Origin of the sequence: Blautia sp. HCN-20427 (genome assembly GCF_037890365.1) — a bacterium.
GTDB lineage: Bacteria > Bacillota > Clostridia > Lachnospirales > Lachnospiraceae > Blautia.
Genome location: NZ_JBBKBX010000002.1, coordinates 109932 through 135470 on the forward strand (window position 1 = coordinate 109932; position 25539 = coordinate 135470).

General features: G+C 45.0%; 24 protein-coding genes and 1 tRNA gene. 22 read left to right on the forward strand and 3 right to left on the reverse strand.

Going from position 1 to position 25539, the window contains the following annotated elements; translation table 11 throughout:
* Window positions 1-7 precede the first annotated feature (7 nt).
* Complete coding sequence (locus tag WKT17_RS01610) at window positions 8-844, reverse strand: PHP domain-containing protein (protein WP_173747308.1); 837 nt, start codon at window positions 842-844, stop codon at window positions 8-10.
* Between the two features lie 76 nt (window positions 845-920).
* A tRNA-Glu gene (locus WKT17_RS01615) sits at window positions 921-992 on the reverse strand.
* 245 nt (window positions 993-1237) lie between these two features.
* Between WKT17_RS01615 and WKT17_RS01620 the strand changes: the two genes are divergently transcribed.
* From WKT17_RS01620 to fabV, 21 genes are all read left to right on the forward strand, one after another.
* Window positions 1238-1756, forward strand: a complete 519-nt coding sequence (locus WKT17_RS01620) for a phosphatase PAP2 family protein (protein ID WP_173747309.1) — start codon at window positions 1238-1240, stop codon at window positions 1754-1756.
* A gap of 5 nt (window positions 1757-1761) precedes the next feature.
* On the forward strand, window positions 1762-3684 hold the full coding sequence (locus tag WKT17_RS01625; RefSeq protein WP_173747310.1) for a DNA gyrase/topoisomerase IV subunit B: 1923 nt from the start codon (window positions 1762-1764) through the stop codon (window positions 3682-3684).
* 10 nt (window positions 3685-3694) lie between these two features.
* On the forward strand, window positions 3695-5941 hold the full coding sequence (locus WKT17_RS01630; protein WP_173747311.1) for a DNA gyrase/topoisomerase IV subunit A: 2247 nt from the start codon (window positions 3695-3697) through the stop codon (window positions 5939-5941).
* Between the two features lie 30 nt (window positions 5942-5971).
* Window positions 5972-7213 (forward strand): transglutaminase domain-containing protein, encoded by a 1242-nt coding sequence (locus WKT17_RS01635; RefSeq protein WP_340271800.1) that lies wholly within the window; start codon window positions 5972-5974, stop codon window positions 7211-7213.
* 118 nt (window positions 7214-7331) lie between these two features.
* Window positions 7332-7796 carry a ribosome maturation factor RimP gene (gene rimP, locus WKT17_RS01640; protein ID WP_173747312.1) on the forward strand — a complete coding sequence of 155 codons (465 nt, stop codon included), beginning with the start codon at window positions 7332-7334 and terminating at the stop codon, window positions 7794-7796.
* Between the two features lie 39 nt (window positions 7797-7835).
* Window positions 7836-9023: a transcription termination factor NusA gene (nusA, locus tag WKT17_RS01645; protein ID WP_173747313.1), complete on the forward strand. Its 1188-nt coding sequence runs from the start codon at window positions 7836-7838 to the stop codon at window positions 9021-9023.
* A 9-nt stretch (window positions 9024-9032) separates the two neighbouring features.
* Window positions 9033-9311 (forward strand): RNase P modulator RnpM, encoded by a 279-nt coding sequence (gene rnpM, locus WKT17_RS01650; protein WP_173747314.1) that lies wholly within the window; start codon window positions 9033-9035, stop codon window positions 9309-9311.
* Window positions 9298-9612 carry a L7Ae/L30e/S12e/Gadd45 family ribosomal protein gene (locus tag WKT17_RS01655; protein WP_173747315.1) on the forward strand — a complete coding sequence of 105 codons (315 nt, stop codon included), beginning with the start codon at window positions 9298-9300 and terminating at the stop codon, window positions 9610-9612. The genes rnpM and WKT17_RS01655 overlap by 14 nt, the downstream gene beginning before the upstream one ends.
* 21 nt (window positions 9613-9633) lie before the next feature.
* Window positions 9634-12432, forward strand: a complete 2799-nt coding sequence (gene infB / locus WKT17_RS01660; RefSeq protein ID WP_173747316.1) for a translation initiation factor IF-2 — start codon at window positions 9634-9636, stop codon at window positions 12430-12432.
* Between the two features lie 51 nt (window positions 12433-12483).
* On the forward strand, window positions 12484-12879 hold the full coding sequence (rbfA, locus tag WKT17_RS01665; protein ID WP_173747317.1) for a 30S ribosome-binding factor RbfA: 396 nt from the start codon (window positions 12484-12486) through the stop codon (window positions 12877-12879).
* On the forward strand, window positions 12860-13828 hold the full coding sequence (locus WKT17_RS01670) for a DHH family phosphoesterase (RefSeq protein ID WP_173747318.1): 969 nt from the start codon (window positions 12860-12862) through the stop codon (window positions 13826-13828). The genes rbfA and WKT17_RS01670 overlap by 20 nt, the downstream gene beginning before the upstream one ends.
* Window positions 13825-14748 (forward strand): tRNA pseudouridine(55) synthase TruB, encoded by a 924-nt coding sequence (truB, locus tag WKT17_RS01675; protein ID WP_173747319.1) that lies wholly within the window; start codon window positions 13825-13827, stop codon window positions 14746-14748. The genes WKT17_RS01670 and truB overlap by 4 nt, the downstream gene beginning before the upstream one ends.
* A 10-nt stretch (window positions 14749-14758) precedes the next feature.
* Entirely contained in the window at window positions 14759-15676 is a 918-nt protein-coding gene (locus WKT17_RS01680) for a bifunctional riboflavin kinase/FAD synthetase (RefSeq protein WP_173747320.1), read from the forward strand.
* 200 nt (window positions 15677-15876) lie between these two features.
* Window positions 15877-16716, forward strand: a complete 840-nt coding sequence (locus WKT17_RS01685; protein ID WP_173747321.1) for a C40 family peptidase — start codon at window positions 15877-15879, stop codon at window positions 16714-16716.
* Window positions 16717-16917: 201 nt separating this feature from the next.
* Window positions 16918-17334 carry a hypothetical protein gene (locus WKT17_RS01690; RefSeq protein ID WP_340271802.1) on the forward strand — a complete coding sequence of 139 codons (417 nt, stop codon included), beginning with the start codon at window positions 16918-16920 and terminating at the stop codon, window positions 17332-17334.
* Window positions 17335-17475: 141 nt separating this feature from the next.
* Entirely contained in the window at window positions 17476-17742 is a 267-nt protein-coding gene (gene rpsO / locus WKT17_RS01695) for a 30S ribosomal protein S15 (protein ID WP_111920841.1), read from the forward strand.
* Window positions 17743-17921: 179 nt separating this feature from the next.
* Window positions 17922-20015 carry a polyribonucleotide nucleotidyltransferase gene (locus WKT17_RS01700; RefSeq protein WP_173747323.1) on the forward strand — a complete coding sequence of 698 codons (2094 nt, stop codon included), beginning with the start codon at window positions 17922-17924 and terminating at the stop codon, window positions 20013-20015.
* A 27-nt stretch (window positions 20016-20042) separates the two neighbouring features.
* A complete protein-coding gene (locus WKT17_RS01705; RefSeq protein ID WP_173747324.1) occupies window positions 20043-20993 on the forward strand; it encodes a YARHG domain-containing protein in 951 nt (316 codons plus the stop codon).
* Between the two features lie 6 nt (window positions 20994-20999).
* The gene (gene nrdG / locus WKT17_RS01710; RefSeq protein ID WP_173747325.1) at window positions 21000-21488 is read left to right on the forward strand and encodes an anaerobic ribonucleoside-triphosphate reductase activating protein; all 489 of its coding nucleotides are present in this window, start codon (window positions 21000-21002) and stop codon (window positions 21486-21488) included.
* A gap of 9 nt (window positions 21489-21497) precedes the next feature.
* The gene (locus tag WKT17_RS01715; protein ID WP_294542855.1) at window positions 21498-22016 is read left to right on the forward strand and encodes a dUTP diphosphatase; all 519 of its coding nucleotides are present in this window, start codon (window positions 21498-21500) and stop codon (window positions 22014-22016) included.
* A 135-nt stretch (window positions 22017-22151) separates the two neighbouring features.
* Window positions 22152-23351, forward strand: a complete 1200-nt coding sequence (fabV, locus tag WKT17_RS01720; RefSeq protein ID WP_173747327.1) for an enoyl-ACP reductase FabV — start codon at window positions 22152-22154, stop codon at window positions 23349-23351.
* A 60-nt stretch (window positions 23352-23411) separates the two neighbouring features.
* Here the strand turns inward: fabV and WKT17_RS01725 are convergent, their stop codons facing one another.
* A complete protein-coding gene (locus WKT17_RS01725) occupies window positions 23412-23822 on the reverse strand; it encodes a DUF1292 domain-containing protein (RefSeq protein ID WP_173747328.1) in 411 nt (136 codons plus the stop codon).
* A gap of 139 nt (window positions 23823-23961) precedes the next feature.
* Between WKT17_RS01725 and WKT17_RS01730 the strand changes: the two genes are divergently transcribed.
* Complete coding sequence (locus WKT17_RS01730; protein WP_173747329.1) at window positions 23962-25536, forward strand: ClC family H(+)/Cl(-) exchange transporter; 1575 nt, start codon at window positions 23962-23964, stop codon at window positions 25534-25536.
* The last annotated feature ends 3 nt before the right edge of the window (window positions 25537-25539 follow it).

A 25539-nucleotide genomic window follows, 5' to 3' on the forward strand; every position in this document is an offset into this window, starting at 1 on the left:
TTGGTCTTTAAGAACGCAGTTCCTCCAGTACAGAGTAGGGGATTTGCAGATTTCCCTGTCCGCAGCCTAGGTCAATGTGAGGTTTGTTGGCACCGTGAAAATCACTGCCCCCGGAACATTTGAGTCCATAGCGTTTGGCAAGTTTTGTCATACGTATCTGGTCAGCGGGGGTGTAGGTGGAATATACGGTTTCCATGCCGTCCAGTCCTGCTTTTTTCAGTATGTCCAGAAAGCTTTCCAGACGTTCTTTGGAAAGGCGGCACAAAAGCGGATGGGCGAAAATAGCTTTTCCTCCGCCCTGGTGAATCAGTTCAATGGCCTGAGCGGGAGTGACTTTCTCTCTGGGAACGTAGCATCTGGCATGGTCGCCCAGATAACGGTCAAAGGCTTCTTTTATGGAGCCCACATAGTGATGTTCCAGCAGAAATCTGGCAAAATGGGCTCTTGTCCAGACGCTGTCCGGAAAACTTTTTTCCATTTCCTTTCGGGTAATGTCTATGTTTTCTTTTTGCAGAAGGGCCAGGACTTTGTCGTTTCGCAGTTCTCTGGAAGCTTTGAATTCCCGGAGGGTTTTCTGGAACGCCTCCTTGCTCCAGTCAATGTCCAGTCCTACAATGTGTACGTCCCGGTTTTGCCAGGTGGTAGACAGTTCAATGCCCGGCACTACTTCAAGTCCGGTGTTTTGGGCTGCCTTTTGTGCTGCCGAAATACCGTCTGTGGTGTCGTGGTCCGTAAGCGCAAAAGCTGACAGTCCTTTTTGCAGAGCATAAGAAACCAGTTCTTCGGGGGTAAAGGTGCCGTCAGAAATTGTGGAATGTACATGCAAATCAACGAATTTTTCCATAAGAACCTCCTGTGTACCGGGAATATTTTTAATAATAACAAAAATGGGAAATACTCAGCTGAGTATTTCCCAAAAGCAGTTCGTACGGGAATCGAACCCGTGTTTCCGCCGTGAGAGGGCGGCGTCTTAACCGCTTGACCAACGAACCGTACTTGCACATAATACAGGATAATAAGAAGAATGTCAAGGGGTTTTTTGAAAAAAATAGAAAAATGTAAAAATGAGTAAAAAAGCATCTTGACAGACAGAACAAATGTTCGCTATAATGAGAGAACAAAGAAAAAAGATTTGAAAATATGGGTGAAATGAGATATGATACAGAAGTCTTTACAGATATTTACAGATTTCAGGCAGGGGTTCTTTGTCTGAAAATCAAGGAAAGGTGACAACAATATGGAATGGGAGTTTGCGATTCTGGATATGCTGCAAGAGATGCATCATCCGGTACTTACGAAAATTATGGCATTTGTTACCATGCTGGGAGAGGCAGGATGGTTCTGGATATTGCTGGGGGTGATACTGCTGTGCACCAAAAGATTCCGCAAGTGCGGGGTGGCGGTTCTTCTGGCCCTGGTGCTGGATTTTCTTCTGGCAAATGTAATTTTAAAACCACTGGTGGCCCGTCCCCGTCCCTGCTGGATAAATGATACAGTAGAACTTCTGGTGCGGGTTCCGAAGGATTATTCCTTCCCCTCCGGACATACCATGGCTTCTTTTGCGGCGGCAGGGGCTTTGCTTCTCACAGAGAAAAAATTGGGAATTTGTAGTCTGGTACTGGCTTTCCTTATGGGAATTTCCAGATTGTATTTTTACGTACATTTTCCCACAGATGTTTTGGCCGGTATGGTACTTGGCCTGCTCTGCGGATTTGCAGGGGTATTTTTGATGAAAAAGCTGATGAAGAAAGGTTAATGAAAATGGCAAAAAAGAATACTTATGATGCCAGCAGTATTACGGTGCTGGAAGGACTGGAAGCAGTGCGGAAGCGTCCGGGAATGTATATCGGAAGCGTTTCCCGCAAAGGTCTGAATCATTTGATTTATGAAATTGTAGATAATGCAGTGGACGAACACCTGGCAGGTTTTTGTAAGAATATCCGGGTGACTTTGGAGGCAGACGGCTCTGCTACCGTAGAGGATGACGGAAGGGGAATTCCCGTGGGGATGCACGAAAAGGGAATGTCTGCGGAGCGTCTGGTTTTCACTACCCTGCATGCAGGAGGAAAGTTCGATGATTCTGTATACAAGACAAGCGGCGGACTGCATGGTGTGGGTTCGTCTGTTGTCAATGCCCTGTCTGCTTATCTGGATATTAAAATCAGTACAGGAGGGTATGTGCACCACGACCACTATGAGAGAGGTGTGCCTACCATAGAGCTGGAGGACGGGCTGCTTCCTAAGCTGGGGCGGACAAAAGCCACAGGAACTCTGGTGAATTTTCTGCCGGACGCAGAGATTTTTGAGAAAACCAGATTTTCTTCTACGGAAGTGAAAAGCAGGTTACATGAGACCGCATATTTGAATCCGGAGCTGACAATTGTATTTGAGGATAAAAGGGCAGAAAATCCGGAAAGGATTGTGTATCATGAGCCGGACGGCATTGTAGGCTTTATCAAAGATATGAATAAGAAGAGCGAAGTGGTGCACGAACCTGTTTATTTTAAAGGGGAATGTGACGGAATCACCGTGGAAGCGGCTTTTCAGTATGTCAACGAGTTTCGGGAAAATGTCCTGGGATTTTGCAATAATATTTATAACTCAGAGGGCGGCACGCATCTGACCGGATTTAAGACTACGTTTACTTCTGTGATGAACACATATGCCAGAGAACTGGGGATTTTGAAGGAAAAGGATGCCAATTTTACCGGGGCAGATGTGCGAAACGGGATGACAGCTGTGGTTTCTATTAAACATCCGGCGCCTCGTTTTGAAGGACAGACCAAGACAAAGCTGGACAACCAGGATGCATCTAAGGCTGCGGGCAAGGTAACGGGGGAAGAGATTGTCCTGTATTTTGACCGGAATCTGGATGTGCTGAAAAGCGTGCTGGCCTGTGCGGAAAAATCTGCAAAAATCAGAAAAACAGAAGAAAAAGCAAAGACGAATCTTCTGACAAAGCAGAAATATTCCTTTGATTCCAATGGAAAACTGTCTAACTGTGAAAAGAGAGACCCTTCGCTTTGCGAAATCTTTATTGTGGAGGGAGATTCTGCTGGGGGCAGCGCTAAGACGGCAAGAGACAGAAGCTTTCAGGCGATTCTGCCTATCAGGGGAAAGATTTTGAATGTAGAAAAGGCAACTATTGATAAAGTGCTTGCCAACGCGGAAATTAAGACTATGATAAATGCCTTTGGCTGCGGTTTTTCGGAAGGATACGGAAATGATTTCGATATTACGAAGCTGCGTTACAATAAGATTATTATTATGGCCGATGCCGATGTGGACGGAGCCCATATTTCCACCTTGCTGCTTACGCTGTTTTACCGCTTTATGCCGGAACTAATTTACGAGGGACATGTATATATTGCTATGCCGCCTCTGTATAAAGCCATGCCGTCTAAGGGAAAAGAAGAATACCTCTATGACGACAAAGCGCTGGAACATTACAGAAAGAGGCATAAAGGGCCGTTTACTCTCCAGAGATACAAAGGTCTGGGAGAAATGGACGCCCAGCAGCTCTGGGAAACTACGTTAAACCCGGAGACCCGTATGCTGCGTCTGGTGGAAATCGAAGACGCGAGAATGGCCTCTGAGGTGACGGAAGTGCTGATGGGAACCGAAGTGCCTCCCAGAAAGGCGTTTATTTATGAACATGCCCGTGACGCGGAATTAGATATATAGGAGAAGCAGTATGGCTGAAAATCAGGATAATATTATCAGAACCGAGTATTCGGAAATCATGCAGAAGTCGTATATTGACTATGCTATGAGTGTTATCATCGCCCGTGCCCTGCCGGATGTACGGGACGGGTTAAAACCGGTACAGAGAAGGACTCTGTACGATATGTATGAACTGGGAATCCGTTATGACAGGCCTTACCGGAAGTGTGCCCGTATTGTAGGAGACACTATGGGTAAATATCACCCCCATGGGGACAGTTCTATTTATGAAGCCCTGGTGGTTATGGCTCAGGATTTTAAAAAAGGACAGCCTCTGGTGGATGGACATGGAAATTTTGGGTCTATTGAAGGGGATGGTGCGGCGGCCATGCGATATACGGAAGCAAGGCTGCAGAAAATTACCCAGGAAGTCTATCTGGGGGATTTGGATAAAAATGTAGTAGATTTTGTGTCTAACTTTGACGAGACAGAGAAAGAGCCGGAGGTACTTCCGGTGCGTGTGCCAAACCTTCTGGTAAACGGTGCGGACGGCATTGCGGTAGGTATGGCAACCAGTATTCCGCCTCACAATCTGGGAGAGGTACTGGACGGCGTTATTGCCTATATGAAGAACAATGAGATTACGACCCGGGAACTGATGAATTATGTAAAGGGACCGGATTTTCCCACCGGCGGCATTGTGGTCAATAAGGATGAATTGCTTTCTATTTATGAGAGCGGAACCGGAAAGATAAAAGTCAGAGGAAAGGTGGAAATCGAAAAGGGAAAGAATGGGAAAAACCTGTTGGTGATTACGGAAATTCCCTATCCTATGATAGGCGCCAACATTGGTAAATTTTTAAATGATGTGGCAGCGCTCAGTGAGACAAAGAAGACCACGGATATTGCCGATATTTCCAATCAGTCCTCCAAAGAGGGAATCCGTATTGTGCTGGAATTGAAAAAGGGCGCGGATATTGAAAATCTCACCAATATGCTTTATAAAAAGACCAGGCTGGAAGATACCTTTGGGGTAAATATGCTGGCCGTGGCGCAGGGAAGACCGGAAACACTGGGATTAAAGCAGATTATTGAGCATCATGTGGATTTCCAGTTTGAGGTGACGACCAGAAAATATAACAATCTTCTGAAAAAAGAAAGGGAAAACCAGGAGATTCAGGAAGGACTCATACAGGCCTGCGATGTCATTGATTTGATTATTGAAATTTTAAGAGGCAGCAAGAGCAGAGAGCAGGTAAAAAACTGCCTTATCAGCGGCATTACGGAAGGTATTCGCTTTAAGACAAAGACCAGTGAGCGCCAGGCGAAAAAACTGCGCTTTACGGAACGCCAGGCAGGGGCGATTCTGGATATGCGCCTTTATAAACTCATTGGACTGGAAATGGAGACTCTGGTGGCAGAACATGCAGAAACCCTGAAAAAAATTGCCCGGTACGAAGATATTTTAAACCACTATGATTCCATGGCAGAAGTGATTATAAAAGAACTGCAGCAGATAAAAAAGGAATACGGCAGGCCCAGAAGAACATCTGTGGAAAATGCAGCAGAAGCTGTTTATGAAGAGAAGAAAATCGAAGAGATGGAAGTTGTGTTCCTTATGGACCGTTTTGGTTATGTGCGTACTATGGACAAGGGGATTTATGAGCGCAATAAGGAAACAGCAGACAGTGAGCATAAATATGTATTTTCCTGTATGAATACAGACAAGATTTGTCTCTTTACGGACTCCGGGCGTATGCATTTGGTAAAGGTGCTGGATTTGCCCTATGGAAAGCTGCGGGATAAGGGGACTCCGGTAGATAATGTGAGCAATTATGACAGCAGTACGGAGCAGATTGTATTTGTAGGAGCCCAGTCAGCGCTAAAAGAGGCAAAGATTTGTTTTATGACAGCGCAGGGGATGATAAAACTGGTAGACGGAACTGAGTTTGATGTAACCAAGAGAACCATTGCCGCTACGAAGCTGGGGGAAGGGGATAAAGTAATTCTGGTGCAGAATGCCGGACCTATGGAGTATGTGGTACTGCAGACAAAGAATGGATATTTCCTGAAATTTTTAAAAGAGGAAATTCCGGAGAAAAAGAGAAATGCTCTGGGGGTCAGAGCCATCCGTATGGATGAGAAAGATGAAGTGGAACATGCCTATATGCTGGAAAGCAGAACAGACTATGAGGTTGTGTACAAAGAAAAAACCATGGTACTGAACAAATTGAAGCTGGCAAAAAGAGACACAAAGGGAACCAAGGTGCGTGTCTGATTCTGCATCCGGGAAAAGAAGAGGTGCGATTTGAAAAGAAAAGGGAACAGATGGGGAATACTGTTTGCGGCGGTTCTGCTGGCACAAAGCATGGCAGGCTGCAGTGCCGGAGCGTGGAAGGAAGCTTTTTCAAAGGAAAAGGAAACAGAGATTACCATAGGACAGCTTTTGAATGAAGACCTTCCGGAAAAGGAACTGGAGGAGTCCCAGACTGCCTTATACTATGGATATCAGTCGCTGCTGGAGGAAGAGCAGAAGATTTACCGTCAGTTTATCAAAGGGCTGGAGGAATTTCAGGAGGAAATTTCCCTGTCGCCGGTTTCTGAGGAACGGCTGTCTGTGATTGTTAATATGGCGATGATTGACCACCCGGAATATTTCTGGACAGACGGAGCTTTTCAGTACTGGGAAGAAGAATGGAGCGACGGTTCTTCCGCGGGCATGAAAATTGCGCCCACTTATCTGGTAAGTAAAAAAGAAGCCCAGGATTTGAAGCGGCAGATAGAGGAAAAGGCGGAAGAATGGCTGGAAACCATTCCCCGGGAAACAGATACTTACGGGAAAATCAAGGCGGTCTATGAGCTTTTGATTCGAAATGTCAGTTATGATGAAAACAGTCCGGACAATCAGAATATCCGCAGTGTGTTTCTGGGCGGAAAAACAGTCTGTATGGGTTATTCCAAAGCGACGCAGTATCTCCTGAATAAAATGGGCATTTTCTGCACGCTGGTTGTGGGAGAGATAGCCGATGAAGAAAATTCCAGTCATGCATGGAATCTGGTGAAAATAGGAGAAAAGTATTACTATGTGGATACGACCTGGGGAAATCCTAACTATGAGGATGAAAGCCAGGCAGAAGTGGAGATTTATTACAGCTATCTGTGCTGCACAGGGGAATTTCTGGGAGAAACTCATATTCCTAACGATGATATTCCGCTTCCTGTATGCGAGGGTGACAGCTATAATTATTACAAAAATGCGGGCTGCTGGTATGACAGCTATGATTACAACCAGATTTATAATGTCCTGTTAAGGGATATGAATGCAGGAGCCCGGAAGACGGAGCTGTATTTCGGCAGTCAGGAAGCCTATGACCAGGCAGCGGAAGCTCTGGTAAATGGAAGTCTGGTTCAGGATGCGGCACAGAATGCCTCTGTACTCCGGCCGGGAGAGGGAATTTCCTGGGACATCTATTCCGGGGGCTCGGACAGGCTGTTGGTACTGGTCTGGAGTATGCCTGCCAAAAAAGAACTTGCAAGTTCCGGTAAATAGTGTTATCCTATTAGAGAACTAGATAATAACGATAGCATAAGAGTGGGCCAAAGGGTCCACTCTTATCATTTGTGCAAAGGATGTAAGTGTGAATGACAAGCCGAAGGAAGGTGAAAACGTGAGTAAGAAAGAAATATATGAACAGAAAGCAGAAGCGCTCATTGAGCCCATTGTGGCTGCTCATGGTTTTGAACTGGTAGACGTGGAATATGTAAAGGAAGGCAGCAGCTTTTATCTGCGGGCATACATTGATAAACCCCAGGGAATTACAGTGGAAGACTGTGAGGTGGTCAGCCGGGCCTTTTCCGAGAAACTGGATGAAGAAGACTTTATTGAGGATACTTATATTATGGAAGTCAGTTCTCCGGGGCTTGGAAGACCTTTGAAAAAAGAGAAGGATTACAAACGAAGCATGGGAAAGGAACTGGAAATCAGAACCTACCGCGCAGTGAACAGGGAAAAGGAATTTTATGGAATCTTGACGGCATATGATGAAAACAGTGTAACCATTGATTGTGAGGGAGAAGAAAAAACCTTCCAGAAATCAGACATTGCACTGATACGTCTTGCTTTTGATTTTTAAAACCATAGAACCATAGAGAGTTTAGGAGGAAATAAAAAAATGAACACAGAGTTATTAGAAGCGCTGAATATTCTGGAAAAAGAAAAATCCATCAGCAAAGACACATTATTGGAGGCGATTGAGCAGTCTTTGCTTCAGGCGTGCAAAAATCATTTTGGAAAGGCAGACAACATCAAGGTCAATATTAACCATGAGACCTGTGATTTCAGTGTGTTTGCTGAAAAAACCGTAGTAGAAGAAGTTATGGACCCTGTGACAGAAATCAGTCTGGCAGATGCAAAGATGATGAATTCCCAGTATGCTCTGGGAGATGTGGTGAATGTGGAAGTAAAATCAAAGGAATTCGGACGTATTGCCACACAGAATGCCAAGAACGTGATTCTGCAGAAAATCCGCGAAGAAGAAAGAAAAGTAATCTTTAACCAGTATTACGGAAAAGAACGTGATATTGTCACTGGTATTGTACAGAGAAGCATGGGAAGAAACTACAGCATTAATCTTGGCAAGGCCGATGCGGTTCTGACAGAAAACGAGCAGGTGAAGACAGAAGTATTCCAGCCTACAGAGAGAATCAAACTGTATATTCTGGAAGTCAAGGACACACCAAAGGGACCGAAGATTCTGGTTTCCAGAACCCATCCGGAACTGGTAAAACGTCTCTTTGAAGCAGAGGTTACGGAAGTGAAGGACGGAACGGTTGAAATTAAGAGCATTGCCAGAGAAGCCGGTTCCCGTACCAAAATCGCCGTATGGAGCAATGACCCGGATGTAGACCCGGTTGGTGCATGCGTTGGTATGAACGGCGCCAGAGTCAATTCTATTGTAGAGGAATTAAGAGGCGAAAAAATTGATATTATCAACTGGAGTGACAACCCCGCTCTGTTGATTGAAAATGCGTTGAGCCCGGCAAAGGTTATCTCTGTTATGGCAGACCCGGAAGAGAAAACAGCTATGGTTATCGTACCGGATTTTCAGCTATCCCTGGCTATTGGCAAAGAAGGACAGAATGCCAGACTGGCAGCCAGACTGACAGGCTTCAAGATTGATATTAAGAGTGAAACACAGGCCAGAGAAGCCGGCGACTTCCAGTATTACGAAAACGGGGAAGAATCTCAGGAGTATGCAGAGGAAGAACCGGCACAGAATTATACAGAAGAGGACTATGCAGAGGAGTCAGAGGACGCTGCAGAAGCATACGCAGATCTGGAAGAAGAAATGGAAGAGTAAGGTGGCGCTATGAGTACAGTACGGAAAATTCCTATGCGCAAATGCGTGGGCTGTGGGGAAATGAAGAGTAAAAAAGAAATGCTCCGTGTTTTAAAGACAACGGAGGATGAAATTATTCTGGACGCTACAGGACGTAAAAACGGAAGAGGAGCGTATTTGTGTTTTGACAAAGGATGTCTGGAGAAAGCCATAAAAAATAAAGGGCTGGAGCGGTCTTTAAAAACAGCCATACCAAAAGAAGTGTATGAAAGCCTGACAAAGGAGTTTGAAAAGCTTGAACAGTTATAGAGAGCTGTCCCTTCTGGGACTTGCGGCAAAGGCCGGAAAGATTGTCAGCGGAGAGTTTGCCACAGAAAATGCAGTAAAGTCAGGAAAGGCTTTTCTGGTGCTTGTGGCAGAGGACGCATCGGACAACACAAGAAAAAAGTTCAAAGATATGTGTACGTATTACGAAGTACCTTTTTATAGGATTGGAACAAAGGAGGAGTTGGGAAGCGCCATAGGAAAAGAATATCGGGCGTCATTAGCGCTGACAGATGAAAATTTTGCTGTGGCAATGGTGAAAAAGCTGGAAAAAACAGGACATTAACACGTAGAAGGAGGGCAATATATGTCAAGGGTTTACGAACTCGCAAAAGAGTTAAACAAAAGCAATAAGGAGATTTTAGATTTTCTGAAATCCAAAAATATAGAGTTAAAAAGCCATATGAGCAATGTGGATGAATCACAGGCCGATATGGTAAGAGCAAATTACAGAAAGGGAAATGTCTCTTCTGCAGGTGGAAATGCTGCTAAGCAGGAAGACGGTGAAAAACCAAAGAAAAAAATCATTCAGGTGTTCCGCCCTCAGAATGCCAGTCATATGCCAGAGCACAGACAGAAACCCCAGCGTCAGGCAAATGACAGTCAGGAACAGAAAAACAATGAAAAACGTCAGAATAACCGGCAGGGAGAAAACAGAGGTACACAGGAATCCATGAGACAGGAGAACAGAAACAACCGTCCAAATAATAATCGCTATAATAATAACAACGGAAACGGAGAAGGCCGTCCGAATAATAACCGTTATAACAGCAATAATAATGGAGAGAATCGTTCCAACAACCGGAATAACGGGGATAACCGCTCCAACAACCGCTACAATGGAAACAACAACGGAGAACGTTCCAACAACCGTTACAATGGAAATAACAATGGAGAGCGTTCTAATGGCCGCTATAACGGAAACAACAACGGAGAGCGTTCCAATGGCCGTTATAACGGAAATAACAACGGAGAGCGCTCCAATGGCCGCTATAACGGAAACAACAACGGAGAACGTTCCAATGGCCGTTATAACGGAAACAACAATGGAGAGCGTTCCAATGGCCGTTTTGGCGGAAATAACAATGGAGAACGTTCCAACAATCGTTTCGGAGGAAGAAACGAAGGCAGAAGAGAGCAGGGCAGCAAGTTTGATGCACCGAAGCTGGAGTTTGTAGAAAAAGACAGCCGCAAGGCCAACAGAGAAAATAAGAAAAAAGACAATAAGAGGGATGATTACCAGAATCAGAGCAAGCGCCCGAATCAGGGAGGCCGCCGTCAGACCCAGAGAATTCCAAAGGCTATGCAGCTGCAGAAACCGGTAACCCATCCGAAGGAAGAAAAGAGAGAGGAAGTAAAGGAAATCACACTTCCAGAAAAAATGACCATTCGTGAACTGGCTGAAAAGATGAAAATGCAGCCGTCTGTCATTGTGAAAAAACTGTTCCTGGAAGGCGTTATGGTTACCGTAAACCATGAAATCGACTTTGAAAAAGCACAGGAAATTGCACTGGATTATGACATTATTGCAGAGCAGGAAGAAAAGGTGGACGTTATCGAAGAACTTCTGAAAGAAGACGAAGAAGACGAAAGCACACTGGTTTCCAGACCGCCTGTTGTCTGTGTTATGGGTCACGTTGACCACGGGAAAACTTCTCTTCTTGACTGTATCCGAAAGACACATGTGACAGACCGGGAAGCCGGAGGTATTACCCAGCACATTGGCGCGTACATGGTAAATGTAGATGGGCAGAAGATTACCTTCCTGGATACACCGGGACATGAGGCGTTTACAGCGATGCGTATGCGCGGCGCCAATGCCACAGACATTGCCATTTTAGTAGTTGCTGCAGACGACGGTGTTATGCCGCAGACGGTAGAAGCTATCAACCATGCAAAAGCAGCAGGAGTAGAAATCATTGTTGCCATCAACAAGATTGATAAACCAAGCGCAAATATTGAAAGAGTAAAACAGGAATTATCCGAATACGAACTGATTCCGGAGGATTGGGGCGGAAGCACCATTTTTGCACCGGTATCCGCACACACAGGAGAAGGCATTGACAATCTTCTGGAAATGATTCTTCTGACTGCAGAGGTTGGGGAATTAAAGGCAAATCCAAACAGAAGAGCCAGAGGTCTGGTTATTGAAGCAGAGCTGGATAAAGGAAAAGGCCCTGTGGCAACCATTCTGGTACAGAAAGGTACCCTTCGTGTGGGAGACTTTATTGCAGCAGGCGCAAGTTCAGGTAAAGTCCGTGCCATGATTGACGATAAGGGAAGAAAGGTAAAAGAAGCAGGTCCTTCCACTCCAGTGGAAATTCTGGGACTCAGCGATGTGCCAAATGCAGGAGAAATCCTGGTGGTGACAGAAAACGACAAGGAAGCCAAAAACTTTGCGGCAACCTTTGTTTCTGAAAATAAAAACCGTCTGCTGGAAGAAACCAAGGCAAAAATGTCTCTGGACGATCTGTTCAGCCAGATTCAGGCAGGCAATTTAAAAGAACTGCCGATTATTGTAAAAGCAGACGTACAGGGTTCTGTAGAAGCCGTAAAACAGAGTCTGGTAAAACTTTCCAACGAAGAGGTTGTGGTAAAAGTTATCCACGGCGGTGTTGGTTCCATTACCGAATCCGACGTAACCCTGGCCAGCGCATCCAATGCCATTATCATTGGTTTTAACGTGCGTCCGGACGCTACGGCCAAATCTGTGGCAGAGCAGGAAGGTGTGGATTTGCGTCTGTACCGCGTTATCTACCAGGCTATTGAGGATGTAGAGGCAGCTATGAAGGGTATGTTAGACCCTGTATTTGAAGAAAAAGTCATCGGACACGCAGAAGTGCGTCAGATATTCAAGGCTTCCGGTGTGGGCAACATCGCAGGTTCTTATGTGCTGGACGGTATTTTCCAGAGAAACTGCAAGGTTCGTATCACCAGAGAGGGCGAGCAGATTTTTGAAGGTGCGCTGGCGTCTCTGAAGCGTTTTAAAGATGATGTGAAGGAAGTCAAAGCAGGCTATGAATGTGGTCTGGTATTTGAAGATTTCAACGATATTAAAGAAGAAGACAAAGTAGAAGCATATATTATGGTGGAAGTTCCGAGATAGGCTGCCAGACAGCAAAGGGCTGGAAACTTTCGCCGGAACAGGAAGTAGAATATGAGAAAAAACAGTATTAAAAATACCCGGGTAAATGCAGAAGTACAGCATGAGCTGGCGAATTTAATCCGGGAAGGAATCAAAGACCCGCGCATCCACCCCATGACCTCTGTGACAGCGGTAGAGGTGGCGCCGGATTTAAAAACCTGCAGAGCCTATATCAGTGTTCTGGGAGACGGAGAAGCGAAGAAAAATACCATTGCAGGCTTAAAGAGCGCAGAAGGTTATATCCGCAGACAGCTTGCAAAACGTATTAATCTTAGAAATACTCCGGAAATCCGTTTTATTCTGGACGAATCCATTGAATATGGAGTTACCATGTCGAAACTCATTGATGAGGTGACCGGACATGCGGGTGAACAGGAGGTTTTGGAAGATGGAGAAGATAACCAGTGAATTAACGGGAATCCGCACAGCAGCCATTGCCGGACATGTACGTCCGGATGGTGACTGCGTGGGGGCCTGCATGGGATTGTATTTATATCTGAAAGAGAATTACCCGGAAATCGAAACCGATATTTATCTGGAGTCCCCAAAGGAAAGTCTGCTGTTTCTGCAGGGAACAGAGGAGATCAAGACTGCTTATACAGAAGAAAAAATCTATGATGTGTTTTTCGTGCTGGATACCAGTGTGAAAAATCGTATGGGCGTGGCTCTGGAGGCATTTGAGGCAGCCAAAAAAACCATTTGCATTGACCATCATATCAGTAATAAAGGGTTTGCAGAAATCAATGTGATTCAGCCGGAGGCCAGTTCTGCTTCTGAGGTTTTGTATACACTTCTGGAAAAGGAAAAAGTGACAAAGCCAGTGGCAGAAGCCCTGTATACAGGCATTGCCAATGACACAGGGGTTTTTCAGTATTCCTGTACTTCGCCTCAAACGATGCGGATTGCCGCGGAATTAATGGAAAAGGGAATTGATTTTTCTAAAATCGTAGATAAATCTTTTTATGAAAAAACTTATATACAGAATCAGATTCTGGGAAGATGCCTGATGGAAAGCCTTCTGGTTTTAGATGGACAGTGTATCATTGGCGTTGTTCGCAGAAAGGATATGGATTTTTATCATGTAGAGCCAAAGGATTTGGACGGCATTGTACAGCAGCTTCGTGTAACCGCAGGTGTTGAAGTGGCCGTGTTCCTGTATGAACAGAAGGTACAGGAATTTAAAGTCAGCCTTCGTTCAAACGGAAAGGTGGACGTCAATGAAGTGGCTTCTTATTTTGGCGGAGGCGGTCATGTTATGGCAGCAGGCTGTACGCTTCAGGGGTCTGCTTATGATGTTATCAATAATCTGCTGCGCTGCATAGAAAAGCGGCTGCCGGAAAGATGTGAGAGCAAATGATAAACGGAATTATCAACGTGTATAAGGAAAAGGGATATACTTCCCATGATGTGGTTGCCAGACTTCGTGGAATTCTGCACCAGAAAAAAATCGGACATACAGGAACACTGGACCCAGACGCAGAGGGAGTGCTTCCCGTTTGTCTGGGAAAAGGAACTAAGCTGTGCGGGCTGCTGACGGATAAGCGTAAAACATATGAAGCGGTTCTGCATTTGGGTCTGGATACCGATACACAGGATATTTCGGGCGTTGTAAAGCGGGAGTGCGAGGTGCGTGTTTCGCAGGAGGAAGTACGGGCTTGCATGGAAAGCTTTGTGGGAGAACAGATGCAGATTCCTCCCATGTATTCCGCGCTGAAGGTCAAGGGAAAGAAGCTGTATGAACTGGCAAGAGAAGGCATTGAAGTGGAACGGCAGCCACGACCCGTCACTTTTTATGAAATTCGTATTCTGTCTATGGAACTGCCTTTTGTCCGATTCTCTGTTACCTGCTCCAAAGGAACTTACATACGGACATTATGTCATGATATAGGGGAAAAACTGGGCTGCATGGGCTGTATGGAAAGTCTGCTGCGTACCAGAGTAGACCGGTTTGACATTCAGGACAGTCTGAAACTGTCTGCGATTGAAGAAAAAAAAATCCAGGGAAAGCTGGAGGAAGCAATTGTTTCAGTGGAAGAAATGTTTGCAGACTATCCTGCTTTTTATGCGGCAGAAACTTTTACAAAAATGCTGAAAAACGGCAATGCCATTCCGGCAGAAAAGCCGGAACATACAGGCAGGGTGCGTATGTATACAGAAACAGGAATCTTTGTGGGACTTTATGAGTGGCAGGAAGTAAAAGGACAGTATAAGCCGGTGACGATTTTTTCTTCCCCTGAAGACTTTCATTCTGCCGGGGCTTTACAGAAAACGACGTGAAGGAGCAGTTATGATTTATACAACAGAAATTCCTCATTTGGAACAGGGAGTACGAAGCGCCGTGACGCTGGGAAAATTTGATGGACTGCACAGAGGGCACCAGAAGCTGATTCACTGCATTAGTGAAAAACGCAGAGAAGACTGCCGGGCTGTGGTCTTTACTTTTGATGTTTCTCCCCGCTCTTATATATTGAAAGTTCCTCCTAAATTTCTGCTTACCTATGAAGAGAGGCGGGAGCTTGCCGAAGAAAGAGGGGTAGATATTCTGGCGGAGTGTCCCTTCACAGAGGAACTGATGCACATGGAGCCGGAACAGTTTGTAAAAGAATATCTGGTAGAGCGGCTGCATGCAGAATATCTGGCTGTAGGTCCGGATTTTCGTTTTGGACACAAGCGGGAGGGAAATCCTCAAATGCTGCAGAAGCTTGGAAAAGAGTACGGATTTACTGTGGAAATTGTGGAAAAGGAAAAAGATGGTTCCAGAGATATCAGCAGTACGTATATCCGGGAAGAACTGGAAAAGGGAAATATGGAAAAAGTCAATGGGCTTTTGGGATATACCTATTTTACCAGAGGCGAGATTGTCCATGGAAGACAGCTTGGAAGAACTATCGGTGTTCCTACCGCCAATCTGATTCCGCCGGAAATCAAGAAGCTTCCACCCAATGGGGTCTATATTACCAAATCTCTGATAAACGGGAAAATTTATGAGGGTATCACCAACGTAGGGTATAAACCTACGGTGCGGGAAAATTTCCTGGGAGTGGAAACCTATCTTTTCTGCTGCAATGAAAATTTGTACGGGCAGGAAGCGGAAGTTCGCTTTTATCAGTATCTGCGCCCGGAAAAGAAATTTGATTCTCTGGAAGATTTGAAAAAGCAGCTCAACCAGGATGTAGAAACAGGTCGAGCGTTTTTTCAAAAATGATATGGACAAGTATGGAAATTTCGCTTATGATAGAAGAAGGATTTTTAAGAAATTTTTTACATAACAGTCCTAAACGAGTGCAGAATGTAGTACAGAGTACAAACCAAAATCATAAAAAGCGTATAATATACAAAAGATAAGCCTGAGGAACGCAAACCTTGGGCTTTTTTCATTTCATAAAAATAAAAAAGGAGTATGTTATGCGGAAAAAGGAAAATAGGGAAAGTATTCAAAAAGGGAAAGACGGTAAAGAAAGCAGAAAAACATATAAAAAAAGTATGCTGGCAGCAGGTTTCCTGGCTGTAGGAATGTTTATGGGAAGTACAGAGGTTTTGGCAATGCCCCAGGAGGGAGAAGAACGGGTGGCATATGCAAAGGTCAATACCTGTCTGAATATCCGTACCGGAGCGGGAACAGAGTATGGAGTGTCTGCACAGCTTCCCAAGGAAGGTTGCTGCAAGGTACTGGAAGATGCGGGAGATTGGTGCCGTATTATATCAGACGGAATTGAAGGATATGTGTTTAAAGACTATCTGATTACGGGAGTTACACAGAAAGAATATCTGGCGCTGACTCAGAAGAAGGAGCCTGTGTATGCATATAGGATTTCACGTCAAGCTACAGACGGTCAGCAGGCAGAGGCTCAGGCAGCAAAAACTTCCGCAGAAATCAGCGGAAAAGGTGAAATGGTTGCTGCATATGCCCTGCAGTTTGTGGGAAATCCCTATGTATGGGGAGGGACAAGTCTTACAAACGGAGCGGACTGTTCCGGGTTTGTCCAGAGCGTATATCAGAATTTTGGGGTTTCTCTTCCCCGAGTGGCGGCGGATCAGGCGCAGGCAGGGACAAAGATTGCGGTAGAGGAGGCCCAGCCGGGAGATTTGATTTTTTATGCAGATGGAGGCAGTATTTATCATGTGGTTTTGTACATTGGAAACGGCCAGGTGGTGCATGCCAGCAGCGCGGCTACGGGAATTAAGGTGTCAAATGTATATTGGGAAAATGCGGTATGGGCGGTAAGGGTACTTTCCGGTTCCTGAAAAAGCAGAAGGAAATATAAAAATGAGTTTGTGCAATATCACTTTTTGCAAACGTAAAATACAGATATATTTTTTGTCGAATTGTGAATGCTTGCGGATGGATTTTTTCAGAACTCCATGGTAGTATTATATACAGAAATATTTTACAAAAGAGAAATCCTTGCATAGGACGACAAGAAAAAATACAAGGAGGCTCTTATTATGACAGATAGTCAGAAATTGGATTTGCTCTTAGAGCAGATGAGTGAATTCAGAAAAGAACTGGGGGGACTGAGGGAAGACGTCAACGAATTGAAGACAGATGTGGCACAGCTTAAAACAGACGTGGCGCAGTTGAAGGAGGATGTCAGCGAATTGAAAGAGAGGGTATCCTCTCTGGAAGGCAGAATGAGCGTCGTAGAAGCAACTTTGAAGGAAACGAGAGTAGAACTGGAAAATTTTACGAACAGAGCCATTTCCATTCTGGCAGAAAATCACCTGTCTTTAATGGAAAAACTGAATCATTCTATAAAAGCGGCAGATACGAACAGCGTTTACGAAGTAAAGGTGGAATATCTTACCGAGAGGGTGAATAAACTGGAACGGGCTTTTGTGCAGGCCGGCTATAAGATTGCATAGAAAAAGCGAAAGTTTTGTCTTTACATTCCTCTGGGTATATGCTATACTCAAAACGTTGAAGACAGCCGTGGTTCAGAAGCAGGAATCTCCAACCGCTCCTTAATCACAGGCGATAAATGAAAAATATGGAGGACAACAAACATGATTTCTAAAGAAAAGAAACAGGCTATTATGGCAGAATACGCAAGAACACCAGGCGATACAGGTTCACCGGAAGTACAGGTAGCTGTACTGACAGCAAGAATTCAGGAACTTACAGAGCACCTGAAAGTGAACCATAAAGACCATCATTCCAGAAGAGGTCTTCTGAAAATGGTAGGTCAGAGACGTGGATTACTTGCATATCTGAAGAAAACTGATATTGAAAGATACCGTGCTTTAATCGAGCGTTTGGGTCTTAGAAAATAATCAGAACCAGAAGACGGGGCGGGAGGATTCCCGCCCTGTTTTTACCGTAAGAAGCGAAATGAAACAGCACAAGAAATTTTGATGCCGAGACCACTGAAAAGTGCATTTACAGACCGGGAAATGTGTTTTTTAGTTGTTTCGGACAGAAATTGCTGTGAGAAATGAAAAGGAGAAAAAATATGTATAAGAGTTTTTCAATGGAACTGGCAGGAAGAACCCTGACCGTAGACATCGGACGTGTTGCAAAACAGGCCAATGGCGCAGCATTTATGCGTTATGGGGATACCACGGTATTATCTACTGCAACCGCGTCTGACAAACCAAGAGAAGGAATTGACTTCTTCCCATTAAGTGTAGAGTATGAAGAAAAAATGTACGCGGTAGGCAAAATTCCGGGAGGATTTAACAAAAGAGAGGGAAAAGCAAGTGAACATGCGATTCTGACTTCCCGTGTTATTGACCGTCCTATGCGTCCTCTGTTTCCAAAGGATTACAGAAATGACGTAACCTTAAATAACATGGTTATGGCTGTGGACACAGAATGCAATCCGGAAGTCGTAGCTATGCTGGGGTCTTCTATTGCGACCTGTATTTCGGACATTCCTTTTGACGGACCATGTGCGGCTACACAGATGGGTATGGTAAACGGGGAACTGGTGGTAAATCCGTCTCTGGCTCAGAAAGAAATCTCTGATTTACAGCTTACGGTTGCGTCTACCAGAGAAAAAGTTATCATGATAGAAGCCGGTGCAAATGAAATTCCGGAAGCAAAAATGATTGAGGCAATTTTCAAAGCCCACGAAGTAAATCAGGAAATCATTGCATTTATTGATAAAATTGTTGCAGAATGCGGAAAAGAAAAACACACTTATGAAAGCTGTGCAGTTCCGGAAGAACTGTTTGCAGCTATAAAAGAGATTGTAACTCCGGAAGAAATGGAAAAAGCAGTCTTTACAGATGAAAAGCAGGTGAGAGAAGAAAACATCCGCGCGATTACAGAAAAACTGGAAGAGGCTTTTGCAGACAACGAAGAATGGCTGGCTGTACTGAGCGAAGCTGTTTACCAGTACCAGAAGAAAACCGTCCGCAAAATGATTTTAAAAGACCACAAACGTCCGGATGGAAGAGCTATTACACAGATTCGTCCTTTGGCAGCAGAAGTGGATTTGATTCCGAGAGTACATGGCTCCGCGATGTTTACCAGAGGCCAGACTCAGATTTGTACCGTTACCACGCTGGCTCCATTGTCAGAAGCACAGAGACTGGATGGCTTAGATGAATTTGAAGTAAGCAAACGCTATATGCACCACTATAATTTCCCGTCCTACTCTGTAGGTGAGACAAAGCCGTCCAGAGGACCGGGACGCCGTGAAATCGGACACGGAGCTTTGGCAGAAAGAGCATTGGTGCCGGTGATTCCAAGCGTAGAAGAATTCCCGTATGCAATCCGTACAGTATCTGAAACTTTTGAATCCAACGGTTCTACTTCTCAGGCAAGTATCTGTGCATCTACCATGTCCTTAATGGCAGCAGGTGTGCCGATTAAGAAACCGGTGGCAGGTATTTCCTGTGGTCTGGTAACAGGGGAAACCGATGACGACTATCTGGTACTGACAGATATTCAGGGACTGGAAGACTTTTTCGGAGATATGGACTTTAAGGTAGCCGGTACGCATGACGGTATCACAGCCATTCAGATGGATATTAAGATTCATGGTCTGACAAGGCAGATTATTGAAGAAGCCATTGCCAGAACAAAAGAGGCCAGAGAATACATTCTGACAGAAGTTATGGAAAAATGTATTGCAGAGCCGAGAAACGCCGTAAGCAAATATGCACCTAAGATTGTGCAGATTCAGATTGACCCGGAAAAAATCGGTGATGTGGTAGGTCAGAGAGGCAAGACTATCAATGCGATTATCGACGAGACAGGTGTGAAAATTGACATTGATGACAGCGGTGCAGTATCTGTATGTGGTACGGACCAGGCTATGATGGATAAAGCTGTAAAATATATCCAGACCATTACCACAGATTTTGAAGAAGGTCAGATTTTCACAGGAAAGGTTATCAGCATTAAAGAATTCGGTGCGTTCCTGGAATTTGCACCAGGCAAAGAGGGTATGGTTCACATTTCCAAAATTGCAAAAGAAAGAATCAACAAGGTAGAAGATGTGCTTTCTCTGGGTGATGTTGTGAAAGTAGTATGCCTTGGAAAAGATAAAATGGGACGTATCAGCTTCAGCATGAAAGATGTTCCGGAAGAGGCATAAAAACTGTGAAAACAGGTGGATACAGAAATGAACAGAAGGGGCGGCACGAAGAGAGTGCGCCCCTTTTTGGACTTCACGGGAAGTATTGCGGCATTCTGTATGGGAGGTGAAAATATGGGCAGAAAACGAATGGGGATTTTTATGCTGCTTCTGTTATTGGGAGCGTCAGGCTGCGGCCAGAAGGAAGAGGCACATCTTTCGGAAGCGGAAGAAGAGAAAACGGCTCAGGAACATCCGGCGGGATGGAAAAAACGTATTGACAGAGAGGGGACAGAAAGCGGAGTAAAAGCAGAGGATAAAGGGGTTTATCTGTGCAAAGACTCTGATAAACAAATGTTAGAAGACACAGAACTCACCTCTCCTTCTGTCTATAGGAAGGACTTCCTGGAGGACAAGGTAGACGGATATAATCCCAACTGGTATAATCTTGCTGTCAATGAAATATATGCCCGCCATGGATATGCTTTTCAGACGGAAAGTATCCGACAGTATTTTGAAGCGCAGCCCTGGTACGAGGCGAGCACAGAGCCGGAGGATTTTCAGGAAAGTAATCTCAATGACTTTGAGAAGGAAAATATACAAAAGCTTTTAAAAGGGAAAGAAACGCACAAAAGAGATGAGATTTCAGCGGAAGGGAATACTTATACGATTACCAGTAACACAACCTACGAGCCTGTTTTCCGAGATTATACTTTTACTTTCCAGGTGCCCCAGGAATGGCTGGCAGAGGGATACAGCATTACAGCCTGTGATACTTCCAGTGATTCCACTTATTGGGTGATTGCAAAGGATTGGAAAAAAGAAGCTGCAATCCTTAACATCATACCCATGGAGCATTTCGAGGGGAATCTTTCGGGACAGGAAATTCTGTGGAAAGACCATGTCTGCATGCTATCTGTAGATGCAGATAGTGCAGATGAGAAATTGACAGCCGGGATTGAGAAAATAAAAGAAACCATCAACAGAGTACAGAGGTGAAGATTCATGCGTTATCACAATATTACAAAAGATGATATGTTAAACGGGGACGGCCTTCGGGTGGTACTGTGGGTGGCAGGCTGCGACCACGGCTGTAAAGGCTGCCAGAACCCGGTGACCTGGGATCCCAACGGCGGCCTGGTTTTTGATGAGGCTGCAAAGCAGGAAATTTTTGAGCAAATGGAGAAGAGCTACATTGCGGGGATTACTTTTTCCGGCGGAGACCCTCTGCATTGGAGAAATGTGGAAGAAGTTACGGCTTTTGCAAAGGAATTGAAAGAAAAATATCCCCAAAAGACCATATGGCTGTATACCGGATTTTTGTGGGAAGAAATACAGGATTTAGAAGTTCTGAACAATCTGGATGTTTTGGTAGACGGAGAGTTTATTGAGGCTCAGAAAGATATTTCCCTGAAATGGAAGGGCAGTGCAAATCAGAGAGTGATTGATGTGCCCCGGACCTTAGAGGCGGGTAAGATTGTATTGCATGCATAGGAGGACAACATGAAGAGAATTGCAAAATTTCATAAAGTAAGCGAAAAACAGTTTGCAGAAGGATGGAGAGATTCTTTTGGCGCGGCGAGCGAAGAAGAGATTCAGAAGATTTATGAGAACATCCGGCTGCCCAAAAGAGCTACAGCGGGAAGCGCTGGCTATGACTTTTTCAGTCCCCTGGACTTTGAACTGAAGCCAGGAGAAACTATAAAAATTCCTACTGGAATCCGGGCTGAAATGGAGTGCGGCTGGGTGCTGAAGATTTATCCCAGAAGCGGTCTGGGCTTTAAGTACCGCCTGCAGTTAAACAACACTGTGGGAATTATTGACAGCGATTATTTCTATTCGGATAATGAAGGCCATATTTTTATTAAAATTACCAATGATTCCAATGAAGAAAAAACGGTGCAGGTAGCGGCAGGAACGGGATTTGCACAGGGGATTTTTCTGGAGTACGGCATTACGGAGGACGATGACACAGAAGCAGTGCGAAACGGCGGCTTTGGCAGCACTACAGGGAAACGCTGAGAAAGCAGAGATAATATGCAGGAGAGGAAAACTCTTGCATATTATTTTTTTTTGTGCTAAAATACTTTGAAATACAAAATAATTGAAAATCATAGCAGTTTTAAAGAAACAATACGCTGCTTGCAGGAGGATAAGATGAAGGTTGAACCGAAAATTCGAGAATTTATCTGTACCACAGCTCACCCAGAGGGCTGCAGGGAGTATGTGAGAAGACAGATTGCTTATGTAAGAAGCCAGGAAAGAAAGAAAGGCAGAAAACAGGAGCCAAAAAAGGTGCTGGTAATAGGCGCTTCCACAGGATACGGTCTGGCCAGCCGGATTACAGCCGGGTTTGGCTGTGGGGCGGCAACCATAGGTATTATGTTTGAAAAGCCGTCAAACGGCAAAAGAACAGCTACACCGGGCTGGTACAATACGGCTGCTTATGAAGAGGAAGCGCAAAAAGCGGGACTTTATGCGAAATCCATTAATGGCGATGCTTTTTCAAAAGCTGTAAAGGAGGAGACGATTGCCCTGATTAAAAGAGACTGGGGAAAAGCAGATATGGTGATTTACAGTCTGGCGGCGCCCAGAAGAACCGATACACAGGGGAAGACTTGGGTATCGGCTCTAAAGACAACAGGGAAGCCTTTTACAGAAAAAAGTATGGATTTGCGGAATCATACCATTGTCACAAAAACGGTAGAACCTGCTGCAGAGGAAGAAGTGGAAGGCACGAAAAAGGTTATGGGGGGAGAGGACTGGCTGGATTGGATAAAGGCTTTAAAAGTAGCAGATGTATTGGAAGACAATGCCCTGACTGTAGCTTATTCCTACATTGGACCAAGGCTCACATATCCCATTTATTATGACGGAACCATTGGACAGGCCAAGCGTCATCTGGAAAAAACGGCCCGTGTGATTCGGGAGGAATTTCCGGACGTAAGGGCGCTTATTTCCGTAAACAAAGCCTTGGTGACTCAGGCAAGCGCAGCGATTCCCATTGTACCGCTGTATTTTGCTGTTCTTTATGGTGTGATGAAGGAAGCACATACCCATGAGGGATGTATCGAACAGATGGTGAGGCTGTTTAGGGAAAAGTTACTGGAGGAAAATCCGCCCACAGATGAGGCGGGCAGAATTCGTATGGATGACTGGGAACTGGAAGAACATATCCAGAGCCGGGTGTGGGAAATATGGGAACAGGTTACCACGGAAAATGTAGAAAACCTTGCCGATATTCAAGGATACTGGGAGGATTTTTATCATATGTTTGGGTTTGGATTTGAGAATGTGGACTATGAAAAAGATGTGGAAATCGAGATTGGCATTCCCAGCATAAATTTTGCTGAATAAAGAGAGAAGAGGCTGTCAATATGCACGAAGTGCGACAGCCTCGGTTTTGTATGAAAAAGATTATTCTTCTGTTTCTGCGGCCAACTCTTCTTCACTTTTCAGGTTTGCAATGAAGTCATGGAAGGCTTCTGCTGCAGCCATATATTCATCTTCTCTTTCAATATTGCTTACAACAGGAGTATTGCCTTCTTCTGCATAACGGAAGAGGTAAGTTTCTCCGTCTGTATTTTTGCCGTCTTTGTTCAGAGGAACAAGGGCAATGTATTCGCCAAAGCCTTCTACCGGAAAGGTTGTCAGCACGGCACATTCCAGGACAGAATCGTCATCCAGGGTCAGTTTGATAGTAGGATTCGGAACCTTCGGAATGCTGCCCTGGCTGCTGCCGCCTGCGCTGGAGCAGTTGGCGGTACAGGATGCACAGTCGCTGGGATTGCAGGAATCCAGATTGGTTGTATAAGTTTCTTCGCTCATAATTAGCCTCCTCGTATGTGATATCTGCTCATATTTTAACAGATGGACCGAGGGAATGCAACCACAGAAAGGATTTGCAATTTTGCCATAGGACAAGTATAATGAAAATGTCTATGTTAAGAAAAGAGGGGAAAGAACGTTGAAAAAAGGTACATCACATCTGCTGAAACGGGCGGAACATTTTAAAACTATTCTCACGGCAGAAGGATTTCTGGTGGGTATCGTTGCCGGACTGGTTGTGCTTTTGTACCGGGTGCTTCTGGAGTACGCGGGCAGGGGAATGAATCTTGTTCTGGAATATGCCCGGAAATATCCCGCTCTTTTAGGAGGCTGGTTTCTGGCACTGTTTGTTCTGGCCTGTATTGTAGGCAAACTGGTGAAGTTTGAACCCATGATTTCCGGCAGCGGTATTCCTCAGGTAGAGGGAGAAATGATGGGAAAACTGGACCAGGTATGGTGGAAGGTACTTCCGGCCAAGTTTCTGGGCGGTTTTCTGTCCCTGTTTTCCGGTCTTTCTCTGGGAAGAGAAGGTCCGTCTATTCAGATTGGAGCCATGGCGGGAAAGGCAGTTTCCAAAGCGTTAAAAAGAGAAAAGACGGAGGAGCGGTACCTGCTGACCTGCGGCGCCAGCGCCGGACTTGCGGCAGCCTTTCACGCTCCGCTTGCAGGGGTTCTGTTTTCTCTGGAAGAAATACATAAAAATTTTTCTGTATCTGTACTGGTATCTGTTATGACAGCTTCCATTACTGCAGACTACATATCCGGCGAATTTCTGGGATTTACTTCTGTGTTTCAGTTTGATATCGGACAGGAAGTGGCACCCCGGTATTACTGGCATATTGTGATTCTGGGAGTCTTGCTGGGCGTTATGGGGGCTTTTTATAATAAGATGACCATATGGGTGCAGGGGCTGTATTTTAAGGCAAAAGGGCTGAATGAAACCACAAGACTTCTGATTCCTTTTTTGCTGGCAGGCGTTCTGGGGCTTTTGCTGCCGGAGGTATTGGGCAGCGGTCATGGACTTATTGATATGGCGGCACGGGGGAATATGGTATTGCAATCCCTTGCAGTGCTGTTTGCAGTAAAATTTTTGTTTTCCCTTATCTGCTTTGGTTCCGGGGCGCCGGGCGGTATTTTCTTTCCGCTTCTGGTACTGGGGGCTTTGCTCGGAGGCATGTACAGCACCTTTGCCGTGAAATATATGGGACTGGAGGCTTCTTATATCAGCAATTTTGTGCTTTTGGCTATGGCCGGGTATTTTACAGCCATTGTAAGAGCGCCGATTACAGGAATTATCCTGATTTTTGAGATGACGGGGCAGGTTAGCCAAATGTTATCCATGTCACTGGTATCTATTGTAGCTTATCTGGTAGCTTCCGGACTGAAATCGGAACCTATTTACGAAAGCCTTCTGGATTCTCTTTTAAGAAGAAGAGGCCAGCAGGTGCCGGAAAAGACAGGAGGCAAAATTCTCCAGGAATTTATTATCTGCCATGGAAGTCCGCTGCATAAGCAGCAGATACAGCAGATTAACTGGGCGGGCGACTGCCTGCTTGTGGCCGTAAAGCGAAACGGTACAGAATTGATTCCCAAAGGAAAAACCATGCTGCAGGCCGGCGATGTTTTGGTGACGTTGACAGATGAAGCCCATGCAGCGCCAGTTTATGATTATATGAAAAAAATGTGTGCAGAAAAGGAATCTTTGCATTCATGAGGC

Bases quoted from the DNA above. Each gene is read 5' to 3' on its own strand.
- WKT17_RS01705 (WP_173747324.1), top strand. From the start codon at position 20,043: ATGAACAGAAGGGGCGGCACGAAGAGAGTGCGCCCCTTTTTGGACTTC.
- WKT17_RS01620 (WP_173747309.1), top strand. From the start codon at position 1,238: ATGGAATGGGAGTTTGCGATTCTGGATATGCTGCAAGAGATGCATCAT.
- WKT17_RS01700 (WP_173747323.1), top strand. From the start codon at position 17,922: ATGTATAAGAGTTTTTCAATGGAACTGGCAGGAAGAACCCTGACCGTA.
- rbfA (WP_173747317.1), top strand. From the start codon at position 12,484: ATGAGAAAAAACAGTATTAAAAATACCCGGGTAAATGCAGAAGTACAG.
- WKT17_RS01685 (WP_173747321.1), top strand. From the start codon at position 15,877: ATGCGGAAAAAGGAAAATAGGGAAAGTATTCAAAAAGGGAAAGACGGT.
- rnpM (WP_173747314.1), top strand. From the start codon at position 9,033: ATGAGTACAGTACGGAAAATTCCTATGCGCAAATGCGTGGGCTGTGGG.
- truB (WP_173747319.1), top strand. From the start codon at position 13,825: ATGATAAACGGAATTATCAACGTGTATAAGGAAAAGGGATATACTTCC.
- infB (WP_173747316.1), top strand. From the start codon at position 9,634: ATGTCAAGGGTTTACGAACTCGCAAAAGAGTTAAACAAAAGCAATAAG.
- fabV (WP_173747327.1), top strand. From the start codon at position 22,152: ATGAAGGTTGAACCGAAAATTCGAGAATTTATCTGTACCACAGCTCAC.
- WKT17_RS01715 (WP_294542855.1), top strand. From the start codon at position 21,498: ATGAAGAGAATTGCAAAATTTCATAAAGTAAGCGAAAAACAGTTTGCA.
- WKT17_RS01630 (WP_173747311.1), top strand. From the start codon at position 3,695: ATGGCTGAAAATCAGGATAATATTATCAGAACCGAGTATTCGGAAATC.
- WKT17_RS01725 (WP_173747328.1), bottom strand. From the start codon at position 23,822: ATGAGCGAAGAAACTTATACAACCAATCTGGATTCCTGCAATCCCAGC.
- rpsO (WP_111920841.1), top strand. From the start codon at position 17,476: ATGATTTCTAAAGAAAAGAAACAGGCTATTATGGCAGAATACGCAAGA.
- WKT17_RS01670 (WP_173747318.1), top strand. From the start codon at position 12,860: ATGGAGAAGATAACCAGTGAATTAACGGGAATCCGCACAGCAGCCATT.
- WKT17_RS01610 (WP_173747308.1), bottom strand. From the start codon at position 844: ATGGAAAAATTCGTTGATTTGCATGTACATTCCACAATTTCTGACGGC.
- WKT17_RS01690 (WP_340271802.1), top strand. From the start codon at position 16,918: ATGACAGATAGTCAGAAATTGGATTTGCTCTTAGAGCAGATGAGTGAA.
- nrdG (WP_173747325.1), top strand. From the start codon at position 21,000: ATGCGTTATCACAATATTACAAAAGATGATATGTTAAACGGGGACGGC.
- WKT17_RS01680 (WP_173747320.1), top strand. From the start codon at position 14,759: ATGATTTATACAACAGAAATTCCTCATTTGGAACAGGGAGTACGAAGC.
- WKT17_RS01625 (WP_173747310.1), top strand. From the start codon at position 1,762: ATGGCAAAAAAGAATACTTATGATGCCAGCAGTATTACGGTGCTGGAA.
- nusA (WP_173747313.1), top strand. From the start codon at position 7,836: ATGAACACAGAGTTATTAGAAGCGCTGAATATTCTGGAAAAAGAAAAA.